Source organism: Halomonas sp. A29 (genome assembly GCF_046723295.1).
Classification (GTDB): Bacteria; Pseudomonadota; Gammaproteobacteria; order Pseudomonadales; family Halomonadaceae; genus Halomonas.
On the sequence record NZ_JAXQPR010000001.1, the window covers coordinates 317,472 to 336,059 of the forward strand.

Consider the following 18,588-nt stretch of genomic DNA (forward strand, 5'->3'; position numbering starts at 1 on the left):
TCGCATCGTCTTTCATTGCTTTTGACAGGTATCGACATGGCTCATAGCACTTCCCGAATCGCCGGCTTCTATCAGCTCTCGCCCCAGGAGCGGCTCGCCAAGGTGGCCGAGATTGCAGGCCTCGACGAGGCGGGCGTGGCACATCTCGGCAACATGGGTAACCTCACGCCGGAAACCGCCGACTCGATGATCGAGAACGTGATCGGCACCCTGAACATACCCCTGGGAATCGCCACCAATCTGATCATCGACGGCGAGGAGCAGCTGGTGCCGATGGCCACGGAGGAGTCCTCGGTGGTGGCGGCGGTGTGCAACGCGGCGCGCCAGTGCCGCGATTCCGGCGGCTTTACCACCGATGCCGCCGCACCGGTGATGATCGCCCAGGTGCAGCTCGTCGAGGTGCCCAACCCCGAATTCGCGCGTCTCAAGCTGCTGGAGGCGCGCGAGCAGATCCGCCAGATCTGCGATGCCACCGACCCCGTACTGCTCAAGCACGGCGGCGGCTTTCGCGATCTCGAAGTGCGCGTACTGGAGGACATGCTGATCGTTCACCTGCTGGTGGACGTGCGCGACGCCATGGGCGCCAACGCGGTGAACTCCATGGCCGAGGCGGTGGCACCCTCGCTGGCGGAATGGAGCGGCGGCAAGAGCCGGCTGCGCATTCTCTCCAACCTGGCGGACCGGCGCCTGGTGCGGGCTCGGGCCACCTGGCGACTGGACCAGATCGGTGGCGAGGAGGTGCGCGACGGCATGCTCTCGGCCTACCGCTTCGCCGACCTGGACCCATACCGGGCGGCCACCCACAACAAGGGCATCATGAACGGGGTCAGCGCCGTGGTGCTGGCCACCGGCAACGACACCCGCGCCGTGGAAGCCGGCGCCCACGCCTATGCCGCCCGCACGGGCCGCTACCGTTCGCTGACCCATTGGGAGCAAGACGGCGAAGGCAACCTCACCGGTACGCTGGAGATGCCAATGCCGGTCGGCCTGATCGGCGGTGCCACCCGAGCTCATCCCACTGCGCGCTACTGCCTGGACATTCTCGGCGTGACTCAGGCCGAACGCTTGGGTCGGATCATCGTGGCGGTGGGGCTGGCACAGAATTTCGCCGCCATGAAGGCGCTGGCCACCACCGGCATCCAGAAGGGCCACATGGCGCTGCACGCCAAGAACATCGCCCTGATGGCCGGCGCCCAGGGCGATGAAGTGGGCGTCATCGCCGAACTTCTGGTGAAGCAAGGAACCGTGCGGGTCGACGTTGCCGAGAGCGAGCTGGCCAAGCTGCGCCAGCGCTAAGAGCTCCGCGCACTTCACCCGAGACGCCTATCGAGCCCTGCCCGTTGGGCGTCTCATAAACCGTCACTCTCCCAACAGCAAAATGTCGTACGCTTACCCGAGGGCCAGCGAGAGGAAGCGAGCCGATGAAGCTGTGTGCCGTGCAGTACGCCTCGGTAACGGGCGATGTCGAAGCTAATGTGGAGCGCCATGTAGAATCCGTCGAGCTGGCGGCTTCGCAGCAAGCCGAGCTGATCTTCTTCCCGGAGCTTTCGCTGACCGGCTACGAGCCGACGCTGGCCAAGGGTCTGGCCACCCATGAGGAAGACCCGAGGCTGGACGTGTTCCAGCGCCTGAGCGATACCTACGGCATCGTTATCGGTGTGGGTCTGCCGCTGGTCACCTCGCAAATGCCGCGGATCGGCATGGTGGTGTTTCAGCCCCATACGGGGCGACACGCCTATGCCAAGCAGCGGCTGCATGACGACGAACTGCCCTACTTCTCCCCTGGCGAACGGCCAATGCTCATCGAAACCCGCGAGCACCGCCTGGCGCTGGCGATCTGCTACGAGTCGCTGCTGCCCGAGCATGTCGCCACGGCGGCAAGCCTGGGTGCGGACGTCTACCTGGCCAGCGTGGCCAAGTTTGCACCGGGGATGGACGAAGCCTATGCCTACTACACCACCTTCGCCCGCGAACACGCCATGACGATCCTGATGGCCAACTGCGTGGGGCCCTGCGACGGCGAAGCGGGCGGAGGCCGCTCGGCGGCGTGGAACGATCGCGGTAAGTACCTCGCTGCGCTCGACGGCACGCAGGAAGCGATCCTCATGCTCGACACTGCCACATTGAGCACGCAAGTGCTGGCCCCGGCTTCGCCCGCGGCGTAGCCGGCTCAACCAGGCCGCAGCCGGCCCGTCTGAATGAAACTCCCTCCTCCCTGGTGAATGGAAAATCTCTTTATGCTGACAATGCTGCTGTTGTTGGTCGGTCTTGTGCTCTTGATCGTCGGCGCGGAGGGCCTCGTTCGGGGTGCGTCGCGCCTGGCTGCGCAGGTGGGAATCTCACCGTTGATCATCGGGCTTACCGTGGTGGCCTTCGGTACCAGCGCCCCGGAACTCGTCGTCAGCATCAAGGCTTCCCTCGACGATCAAGCGGGTATTGCCATCGGCAACGTGGTGGGCAGCAATATTTTCAACGTGCTGTTCATCCTGGGCATTTCGGCGCTGATTGTGCCGCTCGCGGTCGCCCAGCAACTGATCCGCCTGGATATTCCGCTGATGATCGGCATCTCACTGCTCGTGCTGCTGTTGGCACTGGACGGAAGCATCGGCCGGCTCGACGGTGGGCTGTTGTTCCTGGGGCTGATCACCTACACCGGCTTTCTGCTGTGGCAGGGTCGGCGACAGTCAGCGCTCGACGAGCCAGAGACCAGCGAGGAGAAAAGCCACCATTGGGGGCGAGACGTACTGTTCGTCGCGGGCGGGCTCGCCATGTTGGTGGCCGGCTCACGCCTGTTCGTCGACGCGGCGGTGGTGCTGGCCACCTGGCTCGGCGTCAGCGAACAGGTAATCGGCCTGACTGTGGTCGCTGCCGGCACGTCGCTGCCGGAGGTCGTCACGTCGATCGTCGCGGCCATGCGCGGGCAGCGCGACATCGCCGTGGGCAACGTGGTCGGCAGCAATATCTTCAATCTCTTGGGAGTCCTCGGCCTGGCCGGCCTGATCGCCCCGGCCGGCATTGCCGTGACCGATGCCATGCTCAGCCTCGACCTGCCGGTAATGCTGGTCGTGGCCGTTGCCTGCCTGCCGATCTGCTTCACCGCCAGCGCCATCAACCGCTGGGAGGGAGCCGTACTGATGGGGTACTACGTGACCTATACCGCCTACCTGATCCTGGCTGCCACCCACCACGACGCCTTGGCCGGGTTCAGCGCGTTGATGCTCTATTTCGTGCTACCGATCACCACCCTGACCCTTGCCGTGCTGGTCGTTCCTGAGCTGCGCCGAAGGGCGAACGAGTAACGCACTGGCGTTCAGCCCAGCATATCCATCGCCGCCTTGGATGAAACGCCTTGGGCCAAGGCCGCCTCGCGCTCGGCGGCTTTGGCACGCTGGAAGGCCTCACGCTCCTGCAGGCGCTGCCAATATGCGGCTACGGCGGGTTTGAAGCGCTCGTCCAGGCCAATGAAGCTGGCCAGAAGCAGCGCATAGCCCACGGAGACATCGGCCGCGGTGAAGCGACCGGCGCAGAGGAAGGTATTGCGCTCCAGGCGCGGTTCCAGAGTACGAAGGCGAGAGAGGAACCAGCGCGAATAGTCCTCCGCCACCTGAGGCAGCCGGCGCGCCTCGGGCTCGAAGCGGCCATAGCGCAGCACCAGGGTCTGGGGAAAGGTCAGCGTCGCCTCGCCGAAATGCAGAAAGTTGAGGTAGTCGCCGTAGGCGGGATCGTCCTGCCCCACCGCCAGGCCCGCTTCGGGATAGCGGCCCGCAAGGTACTGGCAGATAGCCGCCGACTCGGTCATGGCCACCTGACCGTCAAACAAGGCCGGTACCGTACCTAGCGGATTGATCTCCAGGAAGGCCTCGTCGCGCACCCGGGGCGGAAAGCCGTGCACGACCAGCTTATAGGGCGCGCCGATCTCTTCCAACAGCCACAGGGGGCGAAACGAGCGGGCGCTGACACAGTGATGCAGGGTGATCATGGCTAGGCTCCTGGCGGTTTATTCTCTCCAGCTTGGTGAGCCAAGCATGCCATGGCGCAAGGCGCCATGGCATTTCACTTTCCTCATTAGCCCAGCAGGCGCTCCAGGGCACCATCCACATGGTCCGGCCAGTCGCCCGGCGCCATTTCCTCGTAACCAACGTCGCCGAGGAAGGCGCTACCGAACACCACGTCCGGTTCGAATTCGCGCAGGAGACTGAGGCTCTCGGCCAATTGCTCGCGATCCTTCTCATCGTTGTGACCGGGAATGAAGCCGGCATGCCAGTCGCCCTTCTCGCCACGGTAGAGTGTATCCCCGGTGAACAGGTAACGCCTGCCGTGGGGCGAGTGCACCAGAAAGCAGGTACTGCCGGGACTATGCCCCGGGGTCGGTATCACTTCGACGTTGCCCAGGTGCATCTCGCGCCGCTCGAACAGAATCTCGGGCGTGCGGTAGCGGGCAAAGTCGTCGAGCTCGGCATGATGGCCGCCCAGTTTGGCTCCGAATCGCTGGTGGATCGTCTCGAGCGTTGCCCCTAACTCGTCCCGGTGGCTCAGGTACTGGTAGGCCACGCCGCCCAGCTCCGCCATCCTGTCGATCTCGTGTTGGTGGCCGGTGTTGTAGAAGAGCACGTTGCCTTCATCCCGTGTCAACAAGTAGGCGTGAACGGTCAGTCCAGCGAAAGGGCTCTCCACTTCGGTTTCCCAGAGGTCCGGTTGAACGCGTCGCATGATTTTCCTCCTCTGTGTGGCTACACAGTCGGAGCGTAAGACCTCAAGCAAAATTGAGGTCAAGGCATGACCAACCAGACCGCTAGTATTCTGTTAATCTCGGCATTCCAGCCTGTTGCCCGCGAGGAAGCCCATGCACTGCCTGGTGGTCAAAGCGCACCCTCTGTCTGAAAGTCTTTGCTCGTCGCTGACCTCTCACATCGTGGGGCTTCTCGAACGTGCGGGACACACGGTCGAGGTCGAAGATCTCTATGCCCGAGGTTTTGCCCCTGCCCTGACGGTTGAAGAGCGCCATAGCTACTTCGATCATTATGCCGGGCAGCAGGCAAGTGCCGAGATCGAACGACTGCTCTCGGCCGAGGCTGTCGTCCTCGTCTTTCCGACCTGGTGGTTCGGCTTTCCCGCCATCCTCAAGGGCTGGTTCGATCGCGTCTGGGCGCCTGGCGTGGCCTACGATCATGCCGACGATTACGGCCCTATCACGCCTCGCCTGAATCGGTTGCGCCACATGCTGGTCGTCACGTCACTGGGTTCGCCCTGGTGGGTCGACAGGCTGGTGTTGTGGCAGCCCGTGAAACGGGTGCTGAAAACAGCCATCGTTCGAACCTGTGCCCCTGCTTGCCACCTGAAGATGCTGTCGCTCTACAAAAGCGAGCGACTCTCCCCGGCACAGGTTGACCGATTCATGACCCGTATCGAACGGGCGATCGAGCGCTGGCCGCCTCCTGCGGATGCCGTAGCTGCGGCTTGAAACTCACCACCCACATATATACGATTCATATATTAAACGTATATAGGTGACTCCATGGGAATCGTGAAGATCAGCGATGCCTTGCATGATGAGATCCGCAAGGCGAGTGGCCCCATGCTCCGCTCCATCAACGCCCAGGCCGAGTATTGGATAAAGATTGGCATGCTCGCCGAAACCCATCCTGAGATGACCTTCCACGACATCATGAAGGAACAGTTGAGGACAGCCTCGGTAAATGTGCGGCAGGTCATCCATGAATGAGGTCATCATCAAGAAGCCCGATGAGCTCGACCTGATGCGCCAATCGGGGCGATTACTCGCTTCGGTATTCACCTATCTCGATGCCCATATCGAGGCTGGCGTGTCGACCATGCAGATCAATGATTGGGCGGAGGAGTACATTACCCATACCCTGCAGGCCCGCCCCTCCAGCAAGGGGCAATACGGTTTCCCCTTCGTTCTCAATACCTCCTTGAATCACGTTGTCTGCCATGGCATGCCATCGGCAACGAAGCTTCTCAAGTCCGGCGATATCGTCAATGTCGACATCACCCTCGAGAAGGATGGCTTCATCGCCGACTCCAGCAAAATGTACATGATCGGTGCCGTTTCACCGGCCGCGAAGCGCCTGGTGGATGCCACGTACGAGGCCATGTGGCAGGGCATCAGGGCCGTGAAACCTGGTGCGACTCTCGGCGATGTCGGCCATGCGATCCAACGGCATGCCACTATTTATGGCTACTCAGTGGTTCAAGACTACTGTGGACACGGCATCGGCAGAGAGATGCACGAGGAACCCCAGGTCCTGCATTACGGGCGGCCTGGGCAAGGCCTGGTGCTGCAAGAGGGCATGACCTTCACCATCGAGCCGATGATCAATCAAGGCAAGGCCAAGGTTAAAACGAAGCGCGACGGCTGGACCGTGGTGACCAGCGACAAGATGCTCTCGGCCCAGTGGGAACATACGATCGCAGTAACGGCGGATGGCTATGAAGTCTTGACTCTGCGTGAAGATGAACGTGTCCCCAGCCCCTGAGAGTTCTCTGCTTTGACACGTCAAGCGCTCGAGAAATACCAGGTGCTGGTCTATCTGGCAGCCATCGCCATAGGCCTGGCCTTGGGCACAGTGCTGCCTGGCCAGATTGGCGTGCTGGAAGCGCTGTTGTGGCCGCTGTTGGGGACGCTGCTCTATGTAACTTTCACTCAGGTACCGCTGACGCAGCTGCGCAGTGCATGGCGTGATACGCGGTTCATGACGGCGGCGATAGTCGGCAACTTCCTGCTGTTGCCACTGGTCGCCTGGGGGCTGGCGAGCCTCTTCATCGAGCCGGCGGTTCGCCTGGGCATGCTGCTGGTACTGCTGCTCCCATGCACGGACTGGTTCATTACCTTTTCCCACCTGGGCGGCGGCAGGGTGCAGTATGCCATTGCCTTCTCGCCAGTCAGCCTGCTGCTCCAGCTCTTGCTGCTGCCCTTCTACCTATGGTTGTTCCTCGAACAGAGCCTGCTGGTCGCCATGGTGCAACGCGAGCTGCTGCTGGCCTTTGCCGGGCTGATCCTACTGCCTCTAATGCTGGCCTTCGGCACACAGAAATGGGCGCAGCGGCACCGCATCCGTGAGCGACACATCGAACGGCTGGGCTGGCTGCCGGTGCCGTTGTTGGCCTTGGTGGTGTTCAGCATCGCAGCCACACAGGTCAGTGTCGTCAGCGCTTCGCTTCCAGTGCTCGGCGGGCTGCTGCTGGCCTTCTCCGGTTTTCTGATCGCCGCCGCGCTGCTGGCTCGCCTGCTGTCCCGAGTGTTCGAGCTGCCCACTGCCCAGGGGCGCGTGCTGGCCTTCAGCCTGAGCACGCGCAACTCCTTCGTCGTGCTGCCCCTGGCGCTTTCCCTCCCCGCTTCCTACGAACTGGCGGTGATCGCCATCGTGTTCCAGTCGCTGGTCGAACTCATCGGCATGGCGATCTTCCTGTGGTGGATACCACAGCGGCTCTTTCCCACCAATACCTGACGCCTGCTGACAGCCGAATACACTGCAGCATTGGTACCATGCGAGACCCCCGGACAACTATACTCGCTACATTACGAATCAAACCGACACGTAATAGAACCAAACCATAACGACACAAAAAAGGTTCTCTTATGCTTCCCTCCCGGCTCTTCAGTTGGCTACTCCTTGCCTTGCCCGTAGCCGCGCTGGCGGTCGTCAACCCTGCGCCGCAGGCAGACGAGGCGGTGCGCAAGGCAGAGGTGCTGGAACAGGTCGTGGCACCCGATGTAGAGGTCACTGAGCCCACGACGCCGCTCAGCGAGCAGGAGGCCCAGGTCGTAGACCCGGAAGGCAGCGATCCGCTGGAAGAGCCGCTGACTTGCCTGGCACGCTCCATCTACTGGGAAGCGAAAGGAGTACAGGGCCGCGACATGGAGTCGGTGGCCAACGTGGTGATGAACCGACTTGCCAACGAAGCCTTCCCCAACACCATTTGCGAAGTGGTGAAGCAGGGCTCCGAGCAAAGCCCCTGCCAATTCTCATGGTGGTGCGACGGCAGGCCCGATGAAGTGGTGGAAGGCGATGCCTACGAGGTAGCCAAGGAGGTCGCGCGCCAGGCTCTCAATCAGGAGCTACCCGACCACACCGACGGGGCCCTCTATTTCCATGACCGTACCGTTCACCCTTCCTGGGCGAACGAGTTCCTGCTGACCGCCGAGACCGAAGCCTTCATCTTCTACCGCCCCCAAATCGCCAATCCCGACTGACCTTTCTCATGAAACGGCACGGTTTGCAGCCAAATTCGGTTTGACGCGGCTCGCTGGGAGGGACCGCCATGGCGTGGCCAGGGATTTCCAGCTCAATAGCTTTGAAAGGCTGCCATTACGTGCCCGATCAGCGTCTCGCAGGCCTGGCCGGCGCCGGGCCGCTTGACCAACGTTACCTGATATTCGCCCAGCGGCGGCAGCAGGCTGGGGTCGATACGCCGCAACGGTGGGCGCACCAGGCTCTGCGGGAATGGGGACACCGCCAGATCCGCGATCATGGCGGCTTCCTGGCCGGCGCAGTGTTCGCAGGAGTAGGCGACCCGGTAGCTCAGGCCGGCCCGGTCCAGCGCTTCCAATGCCATGCCTCGCCAGGCACAGCCGTGGTGTGCCAGAGCCACCGGAAGTGGCGAGCGCTGGGCAGCCACGCCGCCTTCCCGACCCACCCACACCAACGGCTCGCTGTGCACGATCTCGCCGCGTACTTCCTGGCCCGGATTGCCAGCCGTGACCAACACCAGATCAAGCTCGCCAGCATCCAGCCGCGCAAGCATCTCCCGGCTGCTGCCCACCACCACATCGACCTGAACCGCCGGATGCGAGCGGGCGAACTGCGCCAGCACGCCTGGCAGGATGCGCGTGCCCACATCGTCGGTGGTACCGAAGCCCAGCCGGCCCTTCACCGTGGGCGCCAGGAACTGTGTCACCGCCTCTTCGTTGAGCTTGAGCAGGCGCCGACCGTAACCGAGCAGCACCTCGCCTTCCGGGGTTAGCCTCACCTGGCGGGCCTCGCGCACGAACAGTGCCTGGCCGAGCGTTTCCTCCAGGCGCTTGATCTGCATGCTGAGCGCCGAAGGCGTGCGGAACACCTGGCGAGCGGCCCGGGTAAAGCTGCCGCATTCGGCAATGGCAACGAAGGTGCGCAGCACGTCGCTATCGAGCAGCGGCACGCTGGCTTGGGAGAGAGCGCCTTGGGGGGAAGCGGCTTGAGAGGAAGCTGCTTGGGAAAGAGTCGCTTCGGTCATCGGACCACCTTTCAATTTTTCTTAAATGATAATGTAGACCTTTTCGTTTGATTGATCCATCCAGCCAAGCCAATCTCTACCTCAAGAGGTCGCGACCCTCCTTTCATCCGAAGACATGACGGCAGCCGCCCTTGGCGGATGCCCGCCAGGAGGTGCGACATGAGCCAGTACGAACCACTACGCCAGCCACGCACGGACACCGCCAAGCGTCCTATCCCACCGCCCCAGCCGGACTTCTTCATGCCGGCCATGCCCCCGCTGGGGTTGATTCATGCACTCGAGACCAAGTGGTGGGAATACCAGCGCCGACGGCAGTTTCGCCAGCGTTTCCTGCCGCTGCTGGCCCACGACGACCATATGCTCGAAGACATGAATCACCACCGCGACGACATCCTGTGGGCCTCGTACCTGCCGCTGAGGGAGGACGCCGAGCAGGCCCTGGAGCAGCGCCGGGCGATACGCAAGGCAGCGCAACAGAGTTAGCGGCCAGGAAATAGGGAACGTTGCGGCAGCTTGACCTGAACTGCACTTGAGGTCGTACGTTGCTGCAACGTTCACTACAGCGAGAAGAAGTCATGCGCATCATGATCGTGGGAGCGAGCCAGGGCCTGGGCCGGGCCTTCATCGAGGGGCTGGGCGATAGAAGCGATCACCTGATCGGCGTGTCACGCAGCGTACCGGCGAGGCTGCCAGAGCGCGCAGGCATCGAGATCGACTGGATCGAGGCCGATCTGGCCTTGCCAGAGCAGGCGGCCAGAAGCGTGGCCGAGGCCGTGGAAGCAGGTGGGCTCGACGTGCTGATCTACAACCTGGGCCTGTGGGAGAGCCGAGCCTTCGAGCCCGACTACCGCTTTCTGAATGACAGCCCGGCGGAGATCCAGCGCATCGTCACGGTAAATGTCAGCGGCGCCATCCTGCTGATCCAGGCGCTGCTTCCTGCGCTGCTGCGCTCCTCATCGCCACGCATCGTGCTGACCGGTTCGACCTCCGCACTGCCTGGTCATGGCCGGCCGGAGGTCGCCTTCGCTGCCAGCAAGTTCGCCCTGCGCGGCATCGCCGAGGCGCTGCGCGAGGGCTTTCGCGAGCATCACCTGGCGGTGACCTGTTTGCAGCTCGGCTACTTGAACACCGAGGACGACCTGACCGTGCCTGTCGAACACGCGGCCCGGCGCGGCGACGGTGAACTCATTCCCCTGCACGACGTGGTGCAGCTGGTGCGCACTCTGCTGGCGCTATCGCCAAGTGCCTATGTGAAAGAGGTGATCATGCCGGCAATTGGCGATGCACGCTTCTAGCCACCTGATCTCTTAGCCCCTTTCTCTCTAGCCCCTTACTCTCTAGCCACCTCCTCAGGTGCCAAGCTGCTCACCTTCGGAGGTGGTATCGGCGAGCGCCTCGGCGCGCCGCAGCAGCGCGCGCTCCTGATCGGGTTCCAACACCAGCCCGAACCGCTGGCGCAGCACGCCGGGCAGCTCGCCGGCTGCGATCCGCTGAAGCTCCGGCGCCTTGCCCGGGTGGAATACCTTAAGCTCCAGGTCGGTGAGCGCAAGCCGTACCTCAGCGCCGTTGTGCTGAGCCACGATCCGCCGCACGAACGGGGATGACGGGTGATGCGACGCCAAGTAGTTATACTCGCCAGAGTCGGCGCGATAGCAGGGTTCGTCACTGAACTGGTAGATATTGAACCACTCGCCGTTGCGCTTGTGGCGCAGCAGCCAGAACCCTAGCGGCGTTCGCTCCAAGCGATACTCCCAAGGGCCATGACTCACCTCGCTGCCTTCCTCGAGCAGGATCGGCTCACGCGGCCCGACATTGCCGACGCCGACATCGACCAGCCAGTCACCGCCCGCCACTTTCACCACCAGCATCGTATGGCCAAGCGGGGTGACGACACGCTCGTCGTCGCCCATCAGCATTCTCGCGTTGCGCCCGGAGACCTCGAAGCCAAGCCGGTCAAGTACCGTGGCAAACAGTACGTTCTGCTCATGGCAATAGCCGCCACGCCGACGCCGTACCAGCTTGTCCTGAAGACTTTCCAGGTCGATGCGTATCTCGCCGCCGGTGACGATTTCCAGGTTCTCGAACGGCACCGCGTCGAGGTGCGCCTGCTGCAGGGCTTTCAATGATGCCAAGTCGGGAGCCAGCGACCCTCGGTAATCGATACGTGCCAGGTAGGCGTCGAGATCGAGCGCCGCCGTCTCCCACCGGGCCGATTCATGAAGTGGTTGAGTGGTCGATACAGCCTGCATGTCGTTCTCCTTTTCTCCCAGAGGGAAGTCGTTAAGCGCAGGCTAATACCTCAAGCTTGCTTCAGGTAAAGCGGAGAAGTTTCAATCTAACTCATAGACATCGCCAATGGCGTCTCCCTTCGCACCACATATTCAACCAGATGGTTGACAATACCGTACGCCGAGCCTATATAAACCCTATGGTTGAATATGACGAAACGCATCTGGACCGGGTCTTCCATGCCCTGGCCGACCCCACCCGCCGCCTGCTGCTCGAACGGCTGGCAGCGGGTGAGCGCAAGATCGGCGAGCTGGCCGAGCCGTTCCCCATCTCGCTGGCTGCCGTTTCCAAGCACGTGCGCGTATTGGAGCAGGCCGGCCTGGTGGAGCGGCGCATCGAAGGTCGCGCCCACTTCTGCCGGCTGCAACCGCAGCCGCTGGCGGCGGCGGAACAGTGGCTAAGCTTCTACGAAGGCTTCTGGAGCCAACGCCTGAACGCGCTGGAAGTGGCGCTGAAGGCCGACCCCGGCGGCGAAACGACGAAGGAGAAGAGGCAAGATGGATGATACCGGCTATGGCGAGAGAATCGCCGAAGAGAGCATCCGCTTCGAACGCCTGCTACCGGGCCCCATCGAGCGGGTCTGGGCCTTCCTCACTGAATCCGACAAGCGTGGCCAGTGGCTCGCCCCCGGTGCCATGGAACCGCGTGCAGGCAGCACCTTCGCGCTGCACTTCCGCAATAGCGAACTGACGCCCGACAGAACGCCACCCACGGAACGCTTTCGCCAGTACGACGGTAGCTTCACGACACAGCACCAGGTGCTGCGCTGCGAACCACCTCACCTGATCGCCTGGACCTGGGGTGGGGGCAACGAAGCCCCGTCGGAGGTCACCTTCGAGCTCAGCGAGGCCGACGATCAGGTACGCCTGGTGGTGACGCATCGCCGCCTCGCCGATGACGGCACCATGATCAATGTGGCCAGCGGCTGGCACGCCCACCTCACCGTGCTGAAAGGCGTGCTGCAGGGCCACTCCCCTGCCCCCTTCTGGCCCACCTTCGAACGCCTCGAGGAGGAGTACCGATGCCGCATCATGTCGCCCCGCAGCTGATGTTCGAAGGCAACACCGAGCAGGCCATGCGCTTCTACGTCTCGCTGTTCGACGATTCCGACATCGTCAGGCTCGAGCGCTACGGCCCCGCAGAGCCGGGGCGGGAAGGCAGCATCAAGCAAGCCGAATTCACCCTGGCCGGCCGGCGCTACACCTGCATCGACAGCCACATCACGCACCCCTTCAGCTTTACGCCTTCGATATCGCTGTTCATCGAGTGCGTGAGCCGCGAGGAGTTCGAACGCCTTCTCGGGCAGCTGTCGGGACAGGGCCAGACGCTGATGCCACCCGACGACTATGGTTTCAGCACGCGCTTCGCCTGGCTCAACGACCGCTTCGGCGTGTCGTGGCAGCTCAACTTGGCTTGAAGGAGGTACGCCATGGCGACTCTGCATCACCAGGTTTGGATAGATGCCCCGAGAGAGAAGGTGTACGAGGCACTGGCGAGTGCCGAAGGCCTCGCTCAGTGGTGGGCTCCTCATACTGCCAGTGAGACGGATGAGGGTTTGGTGCTGGCCCATAGCCCGGGGCCGGCACATGGCAACGTGCAGATGAAGGTCCTGGAACGTACGCCCCATCGGCGTATCGAGTGGAAGATCATCAGCTCTCATCCGGCGTCCAGCCCCGCATCCGCCTGGTCGGGCACGCACATCGTCTTCGAACTCACCACCCAGCCCAGCCCCGGTCACTGGCTGGGAATGAACAATGAGGGACAGCCCATGACAGTTCTGGAATTCCACCAGGTGGGCTGGGACGAAGACAGCGAGTTCCTGGGATTCTGCAACTACGCCTGGGGGCTCACCCTGGACATGCTGAGACAGTGGTGTGAATCGCAGGATTGAGCGAGACCTGCCACGTCGCGAAAGGAGCCAGCAGTGAACGATTTCAGCACTCCCCTGCCCCCCATCGTCTCGATGGATGAGTGGCAGGCAGCACTCGAACGCCAGACCGCCAAGGAAAAGGAGTTCACCCGCGCGCGTGACAAGTTGAACGCTGCCCGCCGCCGTCTGCCCATGGTCGAGATGCGTGCCGATTACGCCTTCGACGGGCCACGCGGTACTGTCACCCTGCTCGATCTGTTCGAGGGGCGCCGTCAGTTGATCGTCTACCATTTCATGTTCGGCCCCGACTGGGAGGCCGGCTGCGACGGCTGCTCCTGGGTGGTAGATGCCATGACCCACCCCGCCCACCTGAACGCCCGCGACACCACCCTGGTGCTGGTCTCCCGGGCACCGCTGGAAAAACTCCAGCGCTACCAGGCGCGTATGAACTGGCAGCATCCGACGTGGTATTCGTCGCTAGGCAGCGATTTCAACCAGGACATGGGCGTGACGAGCTGCAACTGCCACACTCCCGACACCGACCGCGGCGAACGCCATGGCATCAGCGTCTTTCTGCGTGACGGTGAACGGGTCTTTCGCACCTACTTCAGTGGCAAGCGCGGCGTGGAATACCTCGGTAGCCTGTGGTCCTACCTGGACCTGACGCCCTACGGCCGCCAGGAGAACTGGGAGGACTCACCAACGGGTTGGCCGCAAACGCCGCCCTACGTGTGGAATCGCCGGCACGACGAGTACGAGACATAGCGGCACGGCAAACGAGACTGGAAACAACGACAACCAGAGGGAACGCATAACCATGAAGACCATCGGCCTGCTCGGCGGCATGAGTTGGGAATCCACCGTCAGCTACTACCGTGCACTCAATGAAGGCGTGAAGGCCGCCCTGGGTGGGCTGCACTCGGCCAAGCTATGCCTGTACAGCGTCGACTTCGCCGAGATCGAGCGGCTGCAGCACGCCGGTGACTGGGACGCCACCGCCGAGATCCTGTGCCGAGCCGCCCGCAGCGTGGAAGCCGGCGGCGCCGACTTCCTGCTGATCGGCACCAACACCATGCACAAGGTCGCGCCACAGGTGGCCGAGGCGGTTTCGATCCCACTGCTGCATATCGCCGATGCCACGGCGCAGCGCCTGGCCGATGACGGCATCCGCCGTGTCGGCCTGCTCGGCACCCGCTTCACCATGGAGCAGGACTTCTACAAGGGGCGTATTGCCGAAGGCTTCGGCATCGAGGTGCTGGTACCCGACGAGGCTCAACGCGACCTCGTGCACGAGGTGATCTATACCGAGCTGTGCCTGGGCCAGGTAAAGGAGGCGTCGCGTCAGCGCTACCTGGAGATCATCGAGTCGCTACACGAACGGGGCGCCGAGGCGGTGATCCTCGGCTGTACCGAAATCGCCCTGCTGGTGCAGCAGAGCCATACCGCGGTGCCGCTGTACGACACCACGGCCATTCACGCCGAAGAAGCGGTGAAGTGGGCGCTCAAGGATTGAAAGATGAGGTCAGGCGTAAGTGTTGATCAGCGTGCCCACCATCCCATCATTGGCAAGCTGCGGCGCTACCGAAGCCGAGGCCATCAGGGCGGCGACCTGGTCCTTCTGCATGTCCAGGGCTTCCTTGTAGACCGCGAGCTGCACCTGTTGTGCAGCCTGTGCCTGCTGCATCACCAGGGCCTGGCCCACGATGGCGTTGACAGCTGAATCCATGTCCCTTTCTCCTGTTCTTGGTTCTTCTATGTTCCCACGCTAACAGCGAATGGAAGCCATGGCAAAAAACGCAGCCCGCCGAAGCGGGCCGCGCTCTTTTCGATGGCCTTCACGTTTAGGCAAAGTTCAGGCTCAGGCAGTGGCCAACGGCCGCGTTCTCACGCCCATGACGATCATTAGCGCGGCCAACAACAGTACGGCGCCGCTGGCGGCGAATACATTGAGCGCACCGCCAAGGTCGAAGATGAGGCCGCCTACGGCGGCACCGGTGGCGATCGCCAGGTTGATGGCCGCTACCAGCAGGCCGCTGGCGCTTTCGGCCTCGTCGGGCACCGTGCGGGTGAGCCAGGTCGACCACGCCACCGGAATGGCGCCGAAGGCCAGTCCCCACATCGCCACCAGTGCGGCATCGGTGGCCGGTGTGCTTTCCAGCACTACCAGTGATACCCCGAGCGTGCCCATCAGCAGCGGCATTGCGATCATGGTCAGGCGCAGGCTGCGTTCGACCATCCAGCCACCCAGGTAGTTACCCAGGAAGTTGGCCACGCCAAAGCCCAGCAGGATGGTGGCCACGCCGTTCACGCCAACCCCGGTCACGGTTTCGAGGAACGGCCGAATGTAGGTGAAAAAGGCGAAGTGGCCGGTGAAGACCAGGGCCGCGGCCAGCATGCCCAGACCGACTCGCGGCCGCATCAGCACCTCGAACAGGGTGCGCAGACGGGTCAGGCCGGTCGGTGCCATGCGCGGCAGGGTCATGAACTGCACCACCAGCGCCAGCAAGCCCAACAGTGCGGCCATGCGGAACACGTCGCGCCAGCCGAGCAGGTCACCGAAGTAGCTTCCCAACGGCGCGGCGGCAATGGTTGCCGCGGAGACCCCGCTGAACATGATCGACAGCCCTCGCGGCACCACGTCCTCGGGCACCAGGCGCATCATGGTGGCGATCGACATGGTCCAGAATCCGCCCAGGGCCAGCCCCAGCAGCACGCGCCCCAGCAGCAGAACCGTCAAGTTGGGAGCGAAGGCCACTATCAGGTTCGAGGCGACAAGCAGCATCGAGAAACCCAGCAGCACATGGCGCCGGTCGATACGCCGCGTGGCAGTGGAGATCAGCAGGCTGGTCAGCAGCGCCACCGCCGCGGTGACCGTTACCGCCTGGCCCGCCATACCCTCGGTAATGCCTAGATCCGCCGCCATGGGCGTGAGCAGGCTGGCGGGCAGGAACTCCGCCGTCACCAGCCCGAACACGCCGAGGGCCATCGAGATGACCGCCCCCCAAGCGGGCTTGGCCCGCTGTGACAACTCGTTCATCGTTCGTTCTCCTTTCCTAGAGAAGCGTTCGTCAGGAACGAGAAGCCTAGAGCGACCAGGCCGGACGATCTATGCTAGAAGCTCTCGAATGCCTGATCATTCATCCGAAACTGATGAATACCTACAGGAAGGAGCACAGGATGCCAAAACCGGAACTGCCCAGCGACCTGGTAAGCGAACTGCTGCTCGGCATGCGCCTGCGCGGCATCGCCTATCGTCGTATCCAACTATCACCGCCTCTGGGGGTCGAGTTCGGCACGGCCGCGGGTTGGGCTCAGTTTCACTTCGTGGCGCGCGGCCCCGTCTACCTGCGCAGCCCCAGCGGCAGCGTTCATACCCTCTCGACGGGAGACGCCCTGTTGCTGCCGCGTGGTGGCTTGCATGCCCTGCTCTCCGCGCCCGACCAGCCGGCTCAGGACATCGCCGCTTTCGAGAGCGCCACGCTGTGCGAGGCGGTCAGCGCCATTCGCGCCTGCCCGCATAACTGCACCCAGGACGGTGCCCTGACCTTCAGCGGCTGCATGGAGTTCGACCTGGGCAGCATGCACGCGCTGGTCTCGCTGATGCCCGAAGTGATGTACGTCGGCACCCTGCTCGAGCGGCAGCCCGAGATCCTGCCCATGCTCGAAGCCATGGAGCGTGAGGCGAGAAGCGAGCGGGCGGGCTACGCCGCCATCCTGGCGCGGCTTGCCGATGTGATGGCCGCCTTCATCGTGCGCGGCTGGGTGGAGTGCGGCTGTGGCGATGCCAGCGGTTGGATCGAGGCGCTGCGCGACCCGCGCCTGGGCCGCGTCATCGCCGCCCTGCATCGCGAGCCGGGGCGCAACTGGACGGTAGCGGAGCTCGCCGCCGAGATGGGCAGCTCGCGCTCGGTGTTCGCCGAACGCTTCCTGGCGGTAACGGGCATGACACCGCACCGCTACGTGACCGAGCTGCGCATGCGCCTGGCCGCTCAGTGGATCGGCCGGGAACGACAGCCGATCGAGGCGGTGGCCTACCGCCTGGGCTACGGCAGTGCGGCCGCCTTCAGCCGCGCCTTCAAGCGCATCCACGGCTACCCGCCCGGTACCCTGCGCCAGCAGCGCGAGCCCGATACGGCTAGCGTCTCGCATACCTCTGCTACAGGAAGTGTCCATGAACGAAGCCCAGTCGCTGCAGCGGGCCATTGATGAACCGGTGCGCCTGGTAGACTACGATTCCGCCTGGCCGGCATGTTTCGAGGCCGAGCGAGGCCGCCTGCTCGAGCGCTTTGCCGACGAGCTGCTCGACGTGCAGCATATCGGCAGCACCGCCATTCCCGGCATGCCGGCCAAGCCCATCATCGACGTCATGGCCGGGGTCGCTTCAATGGCCATGGCCGACGTTCTGTTCGAGCCGATTCTCGCTCATGGCTACGTGACCTCGGTCGAGTTCAACGCCGGCCTGACCGACCGCCGCTGGTTCATGCGCCACGCCCACGGCCTACGCACCCATCACCTGCATGTGGTGGTGCACGACGGCGAGCTGTGGCACCAGCGGCTAGCCTTTCGTGATGCCCTGCGCACCGATCCGACCCAGGCCATTCGCTATGCTGCACTCAAACGCGACCTGGCTTCCCGTCACCAAGCGGACCGCGAAGCCTATACCCAGGCCAAGGGGGAATTCGTGAGGTCAACCATCACTCAGTAGAGATGCACCGCTTCAAACTGCGCCACGGCTGCGCCTGACTCATCGTGCAGGGTCAGCGTCTGGCCGTCGACTTGCCAGGTGGCCGTTGCTTCGAGAGCGCCAAGAAAAGCCGGCTCGGTCTCGCCTCCCTCCAGGCAGGCCATGCGCGTGGTGACCAGCGGACCAAAGCTCAGGACATCGTTCTTCAGCTGGTAGCTGCCTGCCAGGCGGTTGCACCCGGTGGAGCCCGCCACGCGGTTCTCCTCGGTGTGCAGCACGAAATGCGCCTCGCGCTGGTTGTCCACCGCGACGGGCGTGACATCGCCGACCCGGGTCAGCTTCCAGTAGGTATTCTCCAGCGACTCGTCGTGAGTCGTCGCACGCTCCATGCCGGTACAGCCCATCAGCACGACGGCCAGCGATCCCAACAAGATGGCAAAGCGCCTTTTCATTTTCATTCCCTCGACAAGCAGTCTCGACCCTCGCCAGTACGGCGGGCTCCATGTGC

General features: G+C 63.3%; 25 protein-coding genes. 18 read left to right on the forward strand and 7 right to left on the reverse strand.

Annotated features, from left to right (window positions below; all coding sequences use genetic code 11):
- The first annotated feature begins 36 nt into the window (after positions 1–36).
- The 3 genes from SPH52_RS01540 (at position 37) to SPH52_RS01550 (ending at position 3,299) form a co-directional block, all read left to right on the forward strand.
- Positions 37–1,296, forward strand: a complete 1,260-nt coding sequence (locus tag SPH52_RS01540) for a hydroxymethylglutaryl-CoA reductase, degradative (protein WP_411793235.1) — start codon at positions 37–39, stop codon at positions 1,294–1,296.
- A gap of 125 nt (positions 1,297–1,421) precedes the next feature.
- Entirely contained in the window at positions 1,422–2,165 is a 744-nt protein-coding gene (locus tag SPH52_RS01545) for a carbon-nitrogen hydrolase family protein (RefSeq protein ID WP_411793236.1), read from the forward strand.
- 72 nt (positions 2,166–2,237) lie between these two features.
- Entirely contained in the window at positions 2,238–3,299 is a 1,062-nt protein-coding gene (locus SPH52_RS01550; protein ID WP_411793237.1) for a calcium/sodium antiporter, read from the forward strand.
- A gap of 11 nt (positions 3,300–3,310) precedes the next feature.
- On the opposite strand, the gene SPH52_RS01555 is transcribed toward SPH52_RS01550, so the two are convergent.
- A complete protein-coding gene (locus SPH52_RS01555) occupies positions 3,311–3,979 on the reverse strand; it encodes a glutathione S-transferase family protein (RefSeq protein WP_411793238.1) in 669 nt (222 codons plus the stop codon).
- Positions 3,980–4,065: 86 nt separating this feature from the next.
- Positions 4,066–4,710: an MBL fold metallo-hydrolase gene (locus SPH52_RS01560; RefSeq protein ID WP_411793239.1), complete on the reverse strand. Its 645-nt coding sequence runs from the start codon at positions 4,708–4,710 to the stop codon at positions 4,066–4,068.
- Between the two features lie 133 nt (positions 4,711–4,843).
- Here SPH52_RS01560 and SPH52_RS01565 point away from each other — a divergent pair, with 133 nt between their 5' ends.
- The 5 genes from SPH52_RS01565 (at position 4,844) to SPH52_RS01585 (ending at position 8,215) form a co-directional block, all read left to right on the forward strand.
- Positions 4,844–5,461, forward strand: coding sequence for an NAD(P)H-dependent oxidoreductase (locus SPH52_RS01565; protein ID WP_411793240.1), 618 nt, complete (start codon positions 4,844–4,846; stop codon positions 5,459–5,461).
- A gap of 54 nt (positions 5,462–5,515) precedes the next feature.
- Positions 5,516–5,722 carry a ParD-like family protein gene (locus SPH52_RS01570; RefSeq protein WP_411793241.1) on the forward strand — a complete coding sequence of 69 codons (207 nt, stop codon included), beginning with the start codon at positions 5,516–5,518 and terminating at the stop codon, positions 5,720–5,722.
- The gene (map, locus tag SPH52_RS01575; RefSeq protein WP_411793242.1) at positions 5,715–6,497 is read left to right on the forward strand and encodes a type I methionyl aminopeptidase; all 783 of its coding nucleotides are present in this window, start codon (positions 5,715–5,717) and stop codon (positions 6,495–6,497) included. Before SPH52_RS01570 ends, map begins: the two co-directional genes overlap by 8 nt.
- Positions 6,498–6,509: 12 nt before the next feature.
- On the forward strand, positions 6,510–7,469 hold the full coding sequence (locus SPH52_RS01580) for an arsenic resistance protein (protein ID WP_411793243.1): 960 nt from the start codon (positions 6,510–6,512) through the stop codon (positions 7,467–7,469).
- A 131-nt stretch (positions 7,470–7,600) separates the two neighbouring features.
- Complete coding sequence (locus tag SPH52_RS01585) at positions 7,601–8,215, forward strand: cell wall hydrolase (RefSeq protein WP_411793244.1); 615 nt, start codon at positions 7,601–7,603, stop codon at positions 8,213–8,215.
- A 92-nt stretch (positions 8,216–8,307) separates the two neighbouring features.
- Here SPH52_RS01585 and SPH52_RS01590 read toward each other — a convergent pair whose 3' ends face one another.
- Positions 8,308–9,237: a LysR substrate-binding domain-containing protein gene (locus tag SPH52_RS01590; RefSeq protein WP_411793245.1), complete on the reverse strand. Its 930-nt coding sequence runs from the start codon at positions 9,235–9,237 to the stop codon at positions 8,308–8,310.
- A gap of 159 nt (positions 9,238–9,396) precedes the next feature.
- On the opposite strand from SPH52_RS01590, the gene SPH52_RS01595 reads away from it, so the two are divergent.
- Both SPH52_RS01595 and SPH52_RS01600 read left to right on the forward strand, forming a co-directional pair.
- The gene (locus tag SPH52_RS01595) at positions 9,397–9,720 is read left to right on the forward strand and encodes a hypothetical protein (RefSeq protein ID WP_411793246.1); all 324 of its coding nucleotides are present in this window, start codon (positions 9,397–9,399) and stop codon (positions 9,718–9,720) included.
- Positions 9,721–9,812: 92 nt separating this feature from the next.
- Complete coding sequence (locus tag SPH52_RS01600) at positions 9,813–10,532, forward strand: SDR family NAD(P)-dependent oxidoreductase (protein ID WP_411793247.1); 720 nt, start codon at positions 9,813–9,815, stop codon at positions 10,530–10,532.
- A gap of 54 nt (positions 10,533–10,586) precedes the next feature.
- Here the strand turns inward: SPH52_RS01600 and SPH52_RS01605 are convergent, their stop codons facing one another.
- Positions 10,587–11,486 carry an arylamine N-acetyltransferase family protein gene (locus SPH52_RS01605; RefSeq protein WP_411793248.1) on the reverse strand — a complete coding sequence of 300 codons (900 nt, stop codon included), beginning with the start codon at positions 11,484–11,486 and terminating at the stop codon, positions 10,587–10,589.
- Positions 11,487–11,665: 179 nt separating this feature from the next.
- Here SPH52_RS01605 and SPH52_RS01610 point away from each other — a divergent pair, with 179 nt between their 5' ends.
- From SPH52_RS01610 to SPH52_RS01635, 6 genes are read left to right on the forward strand one after another with little or no spacing between them, the layout of a single operon-like run.
- On the forward strand, positions 11,666–12,031 hold the full coding sequence (locus SPH52_RS01610; protein ID WP_411793249.1) for an ArsR/SmtB family transcription factor: 366 nt from the start codon (positions 11,666–11,668) through the stop codon (positions 12,029–12,031).
- The gene (locus tag SPH52_RS01615) at positions 12,024–12,575 is read left to right on the forward strand and encodes an SRPBCC family protein (RefSeq protein ID WP_411793250.1); all 552 of its coding nucleotides are present in this window, start codon (positions 12,024–12,026) and stop codon (positions 12,573–12,575) included. The genes SPH52_RS01610 and SPH52_RS01615 overlap by 8 nt, the downstream gene beginning before the upstream one ends.
- Positions 12,548–12,943: a VOC family protein gene (locus tag SPH52_RS01620; protein WP_411793251.1), complete on the forward strand. Its 396-nt coding sequence runs from the start codon at positions 12,548–12,550 to the stop codon at positions 12,941–12,943. Before SPH52_RS01615 ends, SPH52_RS01620 begins: the two co-directional genes overlap by 28 nt.
- Positions 12,944–12,955: 12 nt before the next feature.
- On the forward strand, positions 12,956–13,417 hold the full coding sequence (locus tag SPH52_RS01625) for an SRPBCC family protein (protein ID WP_411793252.1): 462 nt from the start codon (positions 12,956–12,958) through the stop codon (positions 13,415–13,417).
- Positions 13,418–13,450: 33 nt separating this feature from the next.
- Complete coding sequence (locus tag SPH52_RS01630; RefSeq protein ID WP_411793253.1) at positions 13,451–14,161, forward strand: DUF899 domain-containing protein; 711 nt, start codon at positions 13,451–13,453, stop codon at positions 14,159–14,161.
- A gap of 52 nt (positions 14,162–14,213) precedes the next feature.
- A complete protein-coding gene (locus SPH52_RS01635; protein ID WP_411793254.1) occupies positions 14,214–14,909 on the forward strand; it encodes an aspartate/glutamate racemase family protein in 696 nt (231 codons plus the stop codon).
- Between the two features lie 9 nt (positions 14,910–14,918).
- Here SPH52_RS01635 and SPH52_RS01640 read toward each other — a convergent pair whose 3' ends face one another.
- Positions 14,919–15,122 carry a putative motility protein gene (locus tag SPH52_RS01640; RefSeq protein WP_411793255.1) on the reverse strand — a complete coding sequence of 68 codons (204 nt, stop codon included), beginning with the start codon at positions 15,120–15,122 and terminating at the stop codon, positions 14,919–14,921.
- A gap of 132 nt (positions 15,123–15,254) precedes the next feature.
- Positions 15,255–16,433, reverse strand: a complete 1,179-nt coding sequence (locus SPH52_RS01645) for an MFS transporter (protein ID WP_411793256.1) — start codon at positions 16,431–16,433, stop codon at positions 15,255–15,257.
- Positions 16,434–16,573: 140 nt separating this feature from the next.
- On the opposite strand from SPH52_RS01645, the gene SPH52_RS01650 reads away from it, so the two are divergent.
- Positions 16,574–17,602: an AraC family transcriptional regulator gene (locus SPH52_RS01650; RefSeq protein WP_411793257.1), complete on the forward strand. Its 1,029-nt coding sequence runs from the start codon at positions 16,574–16,576 to the stop codon at positions 17,600–17,602.
- Positions 17,568–18,101, forward strand: coding sequence for a GrpB family protein (locus SPH52_RS01655; RefSeq protein ID WP_411793258.1), 534 nt, complete (start codon positions 17,568–17,570; stop codon positions 18,099–18,101). Before SPH52_RS01650 ends, SPH52_RS01655 begins: the two co-directional genes overlap by 35 nt.
- Here the strand turns inward: SPH52_RS01655 and SPH52_RS01660 are convergent.
- Complete coding sequence (locus SPH52_RS01660; RefSeq protein ID WP_411793259.1) at positions 18,095–18,532, reverse strand: META domain-containing protein; 438 nt, start codon at positions 18,530–18,532, stop codon at positions 18,095–18,097. The two genes, SPH52_RS01655 and SPH52_RS01660, sit on opposite strands and share 7 nt — an antisense overlap.
- Between the last annotated feature and the right edge of the window lie 56 nt (positions 18,533–18,588).

Coding starts and splice junctions, on each gene's coding strand:
- SPH52_RS01635 (WP_411793254.1), top strand. CDS start 14,214: ATGAAGACCATCGGCCTGCTCGGCGGCATGAGTTGGGAATCCACCGTC.
- SPH52_RS01545 (WP_411793236.1), top strand. CDS start 1,422: ATGAAGCTGTGTGCCGTGCAGTACGCCTCGGTAACGGGCGATGTCGAA.
- SPH52_RS01640 (WP_411793255.1), bottom strand. CDS start 15,122: ATGGATTCAGCTGTCAACGCCATCGTGGGCCAGGCCCTGGTGATGCAG.
- SPH52_RS01620 (WP_411793251.1), top strand. CDS start 12,548: ATGCCGCATCATGTCGCCCCGCAGCTGATGTTCGAAGGCAACACCGAG.
- SPH52_RS01605 (WP_411793248.1), bottom strand. CDS start 11,486: ATGCAGGCTGTATCGACCACTCAACCACTTCATGAATCGGCCCGGTGG.
- SPH52_RS01645 (WP_411793256.1), bottom strand. CDS start 16,433: ATGAACGAGTTGTCACAGCGGGCCAAGCCCGCTTGGGGGGCGGTCATC.
- SPH52_RS01560 (WP_411793239.1), bottom strand. CDS start 4,710: ATGCGACGCGTTCAACCGGACCTCTGGGAAACCGAAGTGGAGAGCCCT.
- SPH52_RS01650 (WP_411793257.1), top strand. CDS start 16,574: ATGCCAAAACCGGAACTGCCCAGCGACCTGGTAAGCGAACTGCTGCTC.
- SPH52_RS01655 (WP_411793258.1), top strand. CDS start 17,568: ATGAACGAAGCCCAGTCGCTGCAGCGGGCCATTGATGAACCGGTGCGC.
- SPH52_RS01555 (WP_411793238.1), bottom strand. CDS start 3,979: ATGATCACCCTGCATCACTGTGTCAGCGCCCGCTCGTTTCGCCCCCTG.
- SPH52_RS01590 (WP_411793245.1), bottom strand. CDS start 9,237: ATGACCGAAGCGACTCTTTCCCAAGCAGCTTCCTCTCAAGCCGCTTCC.
- SPH52_RS01615 (WP_411793250.1), top strand. CDS start 12,024: ATGGATGATACCGGCTATGGCGAGAGAATCGCCGAAGAGAGCATCCGC.
- SPH52_RS01570 (WP_411793241.1), top strand. CDS start 5,516: ATGGGAATCGTGAAGATCAGCGATGCCTTGCATGATGAGATCCGCAAG.
- SPH52_RS01550 (WP_411793237.1), top strand. CDS start 2,238: ATGCTGACAATGCTGCTGTTGTTGGTCGGTCTTGTGCTCTTGATCGTC.
- SPH52_RS01595 (WP_411793246.1), top strand. CDS start 9,397: ATGAGCCAGTACGAACCACTACGCCAGCCACGCACGGACACCGCCAAG.
- SPH52_RS01540 (WP_411793235.1), top strand. CDS start 37: ATGGCTCATAGCACTTCCCGAATCGCCGGCTTCTATCAGCTCTCGCCC.
- SPH52_RS01565 (WP_411793240.1), top strand. CDS start 4,844: ATGCACTGCCTGGTGGTCAAAGCGCACCCTCTGTCTGAAAGTCTTTGC.
- SPH52_RS01585 (WP_411793244.1), top strand. CDS start 7,601: ATGCTTCCCTCCCGGCTCTTCAGTTGGCTACTCCTTGCCTTGCCCGTA.
- SPH52_RS01610 (WP_411793249.1), top strand. CDS start 11,666: ATGGTTGAATATGACGAAACGCATCTGGACCGGGTCTTCCATGCCCTG.
- map (WP_411793242.1), top strand. CDS start 5,715: ATGAATGAGGTCATCATCAAGAAGCCCGATGAGCTCGACCTGATGCGC.
- SPH52_RS01600 (WP_411793247.1), top strand. CDS start 9,813: ATGCGCATCATGATCGTGGGAGCGAGCCAGGGCCTGGGCCGGGCCTTC.
- SPH52_RS01660 (WP_411793259.1), bottom strand. CDS start 18,532: ATGAAAAGGCGCTTTGCCATCTTGTTGGGATCGCTGGCCGTCGTGCTG.
- SPH52_RS01625 (WP_411793252.1), top strand. CDS start 12,956: ATGGCGACTCTGCATCACCAGGTTTGGATAGATGCCCCGAGAGAGAAG.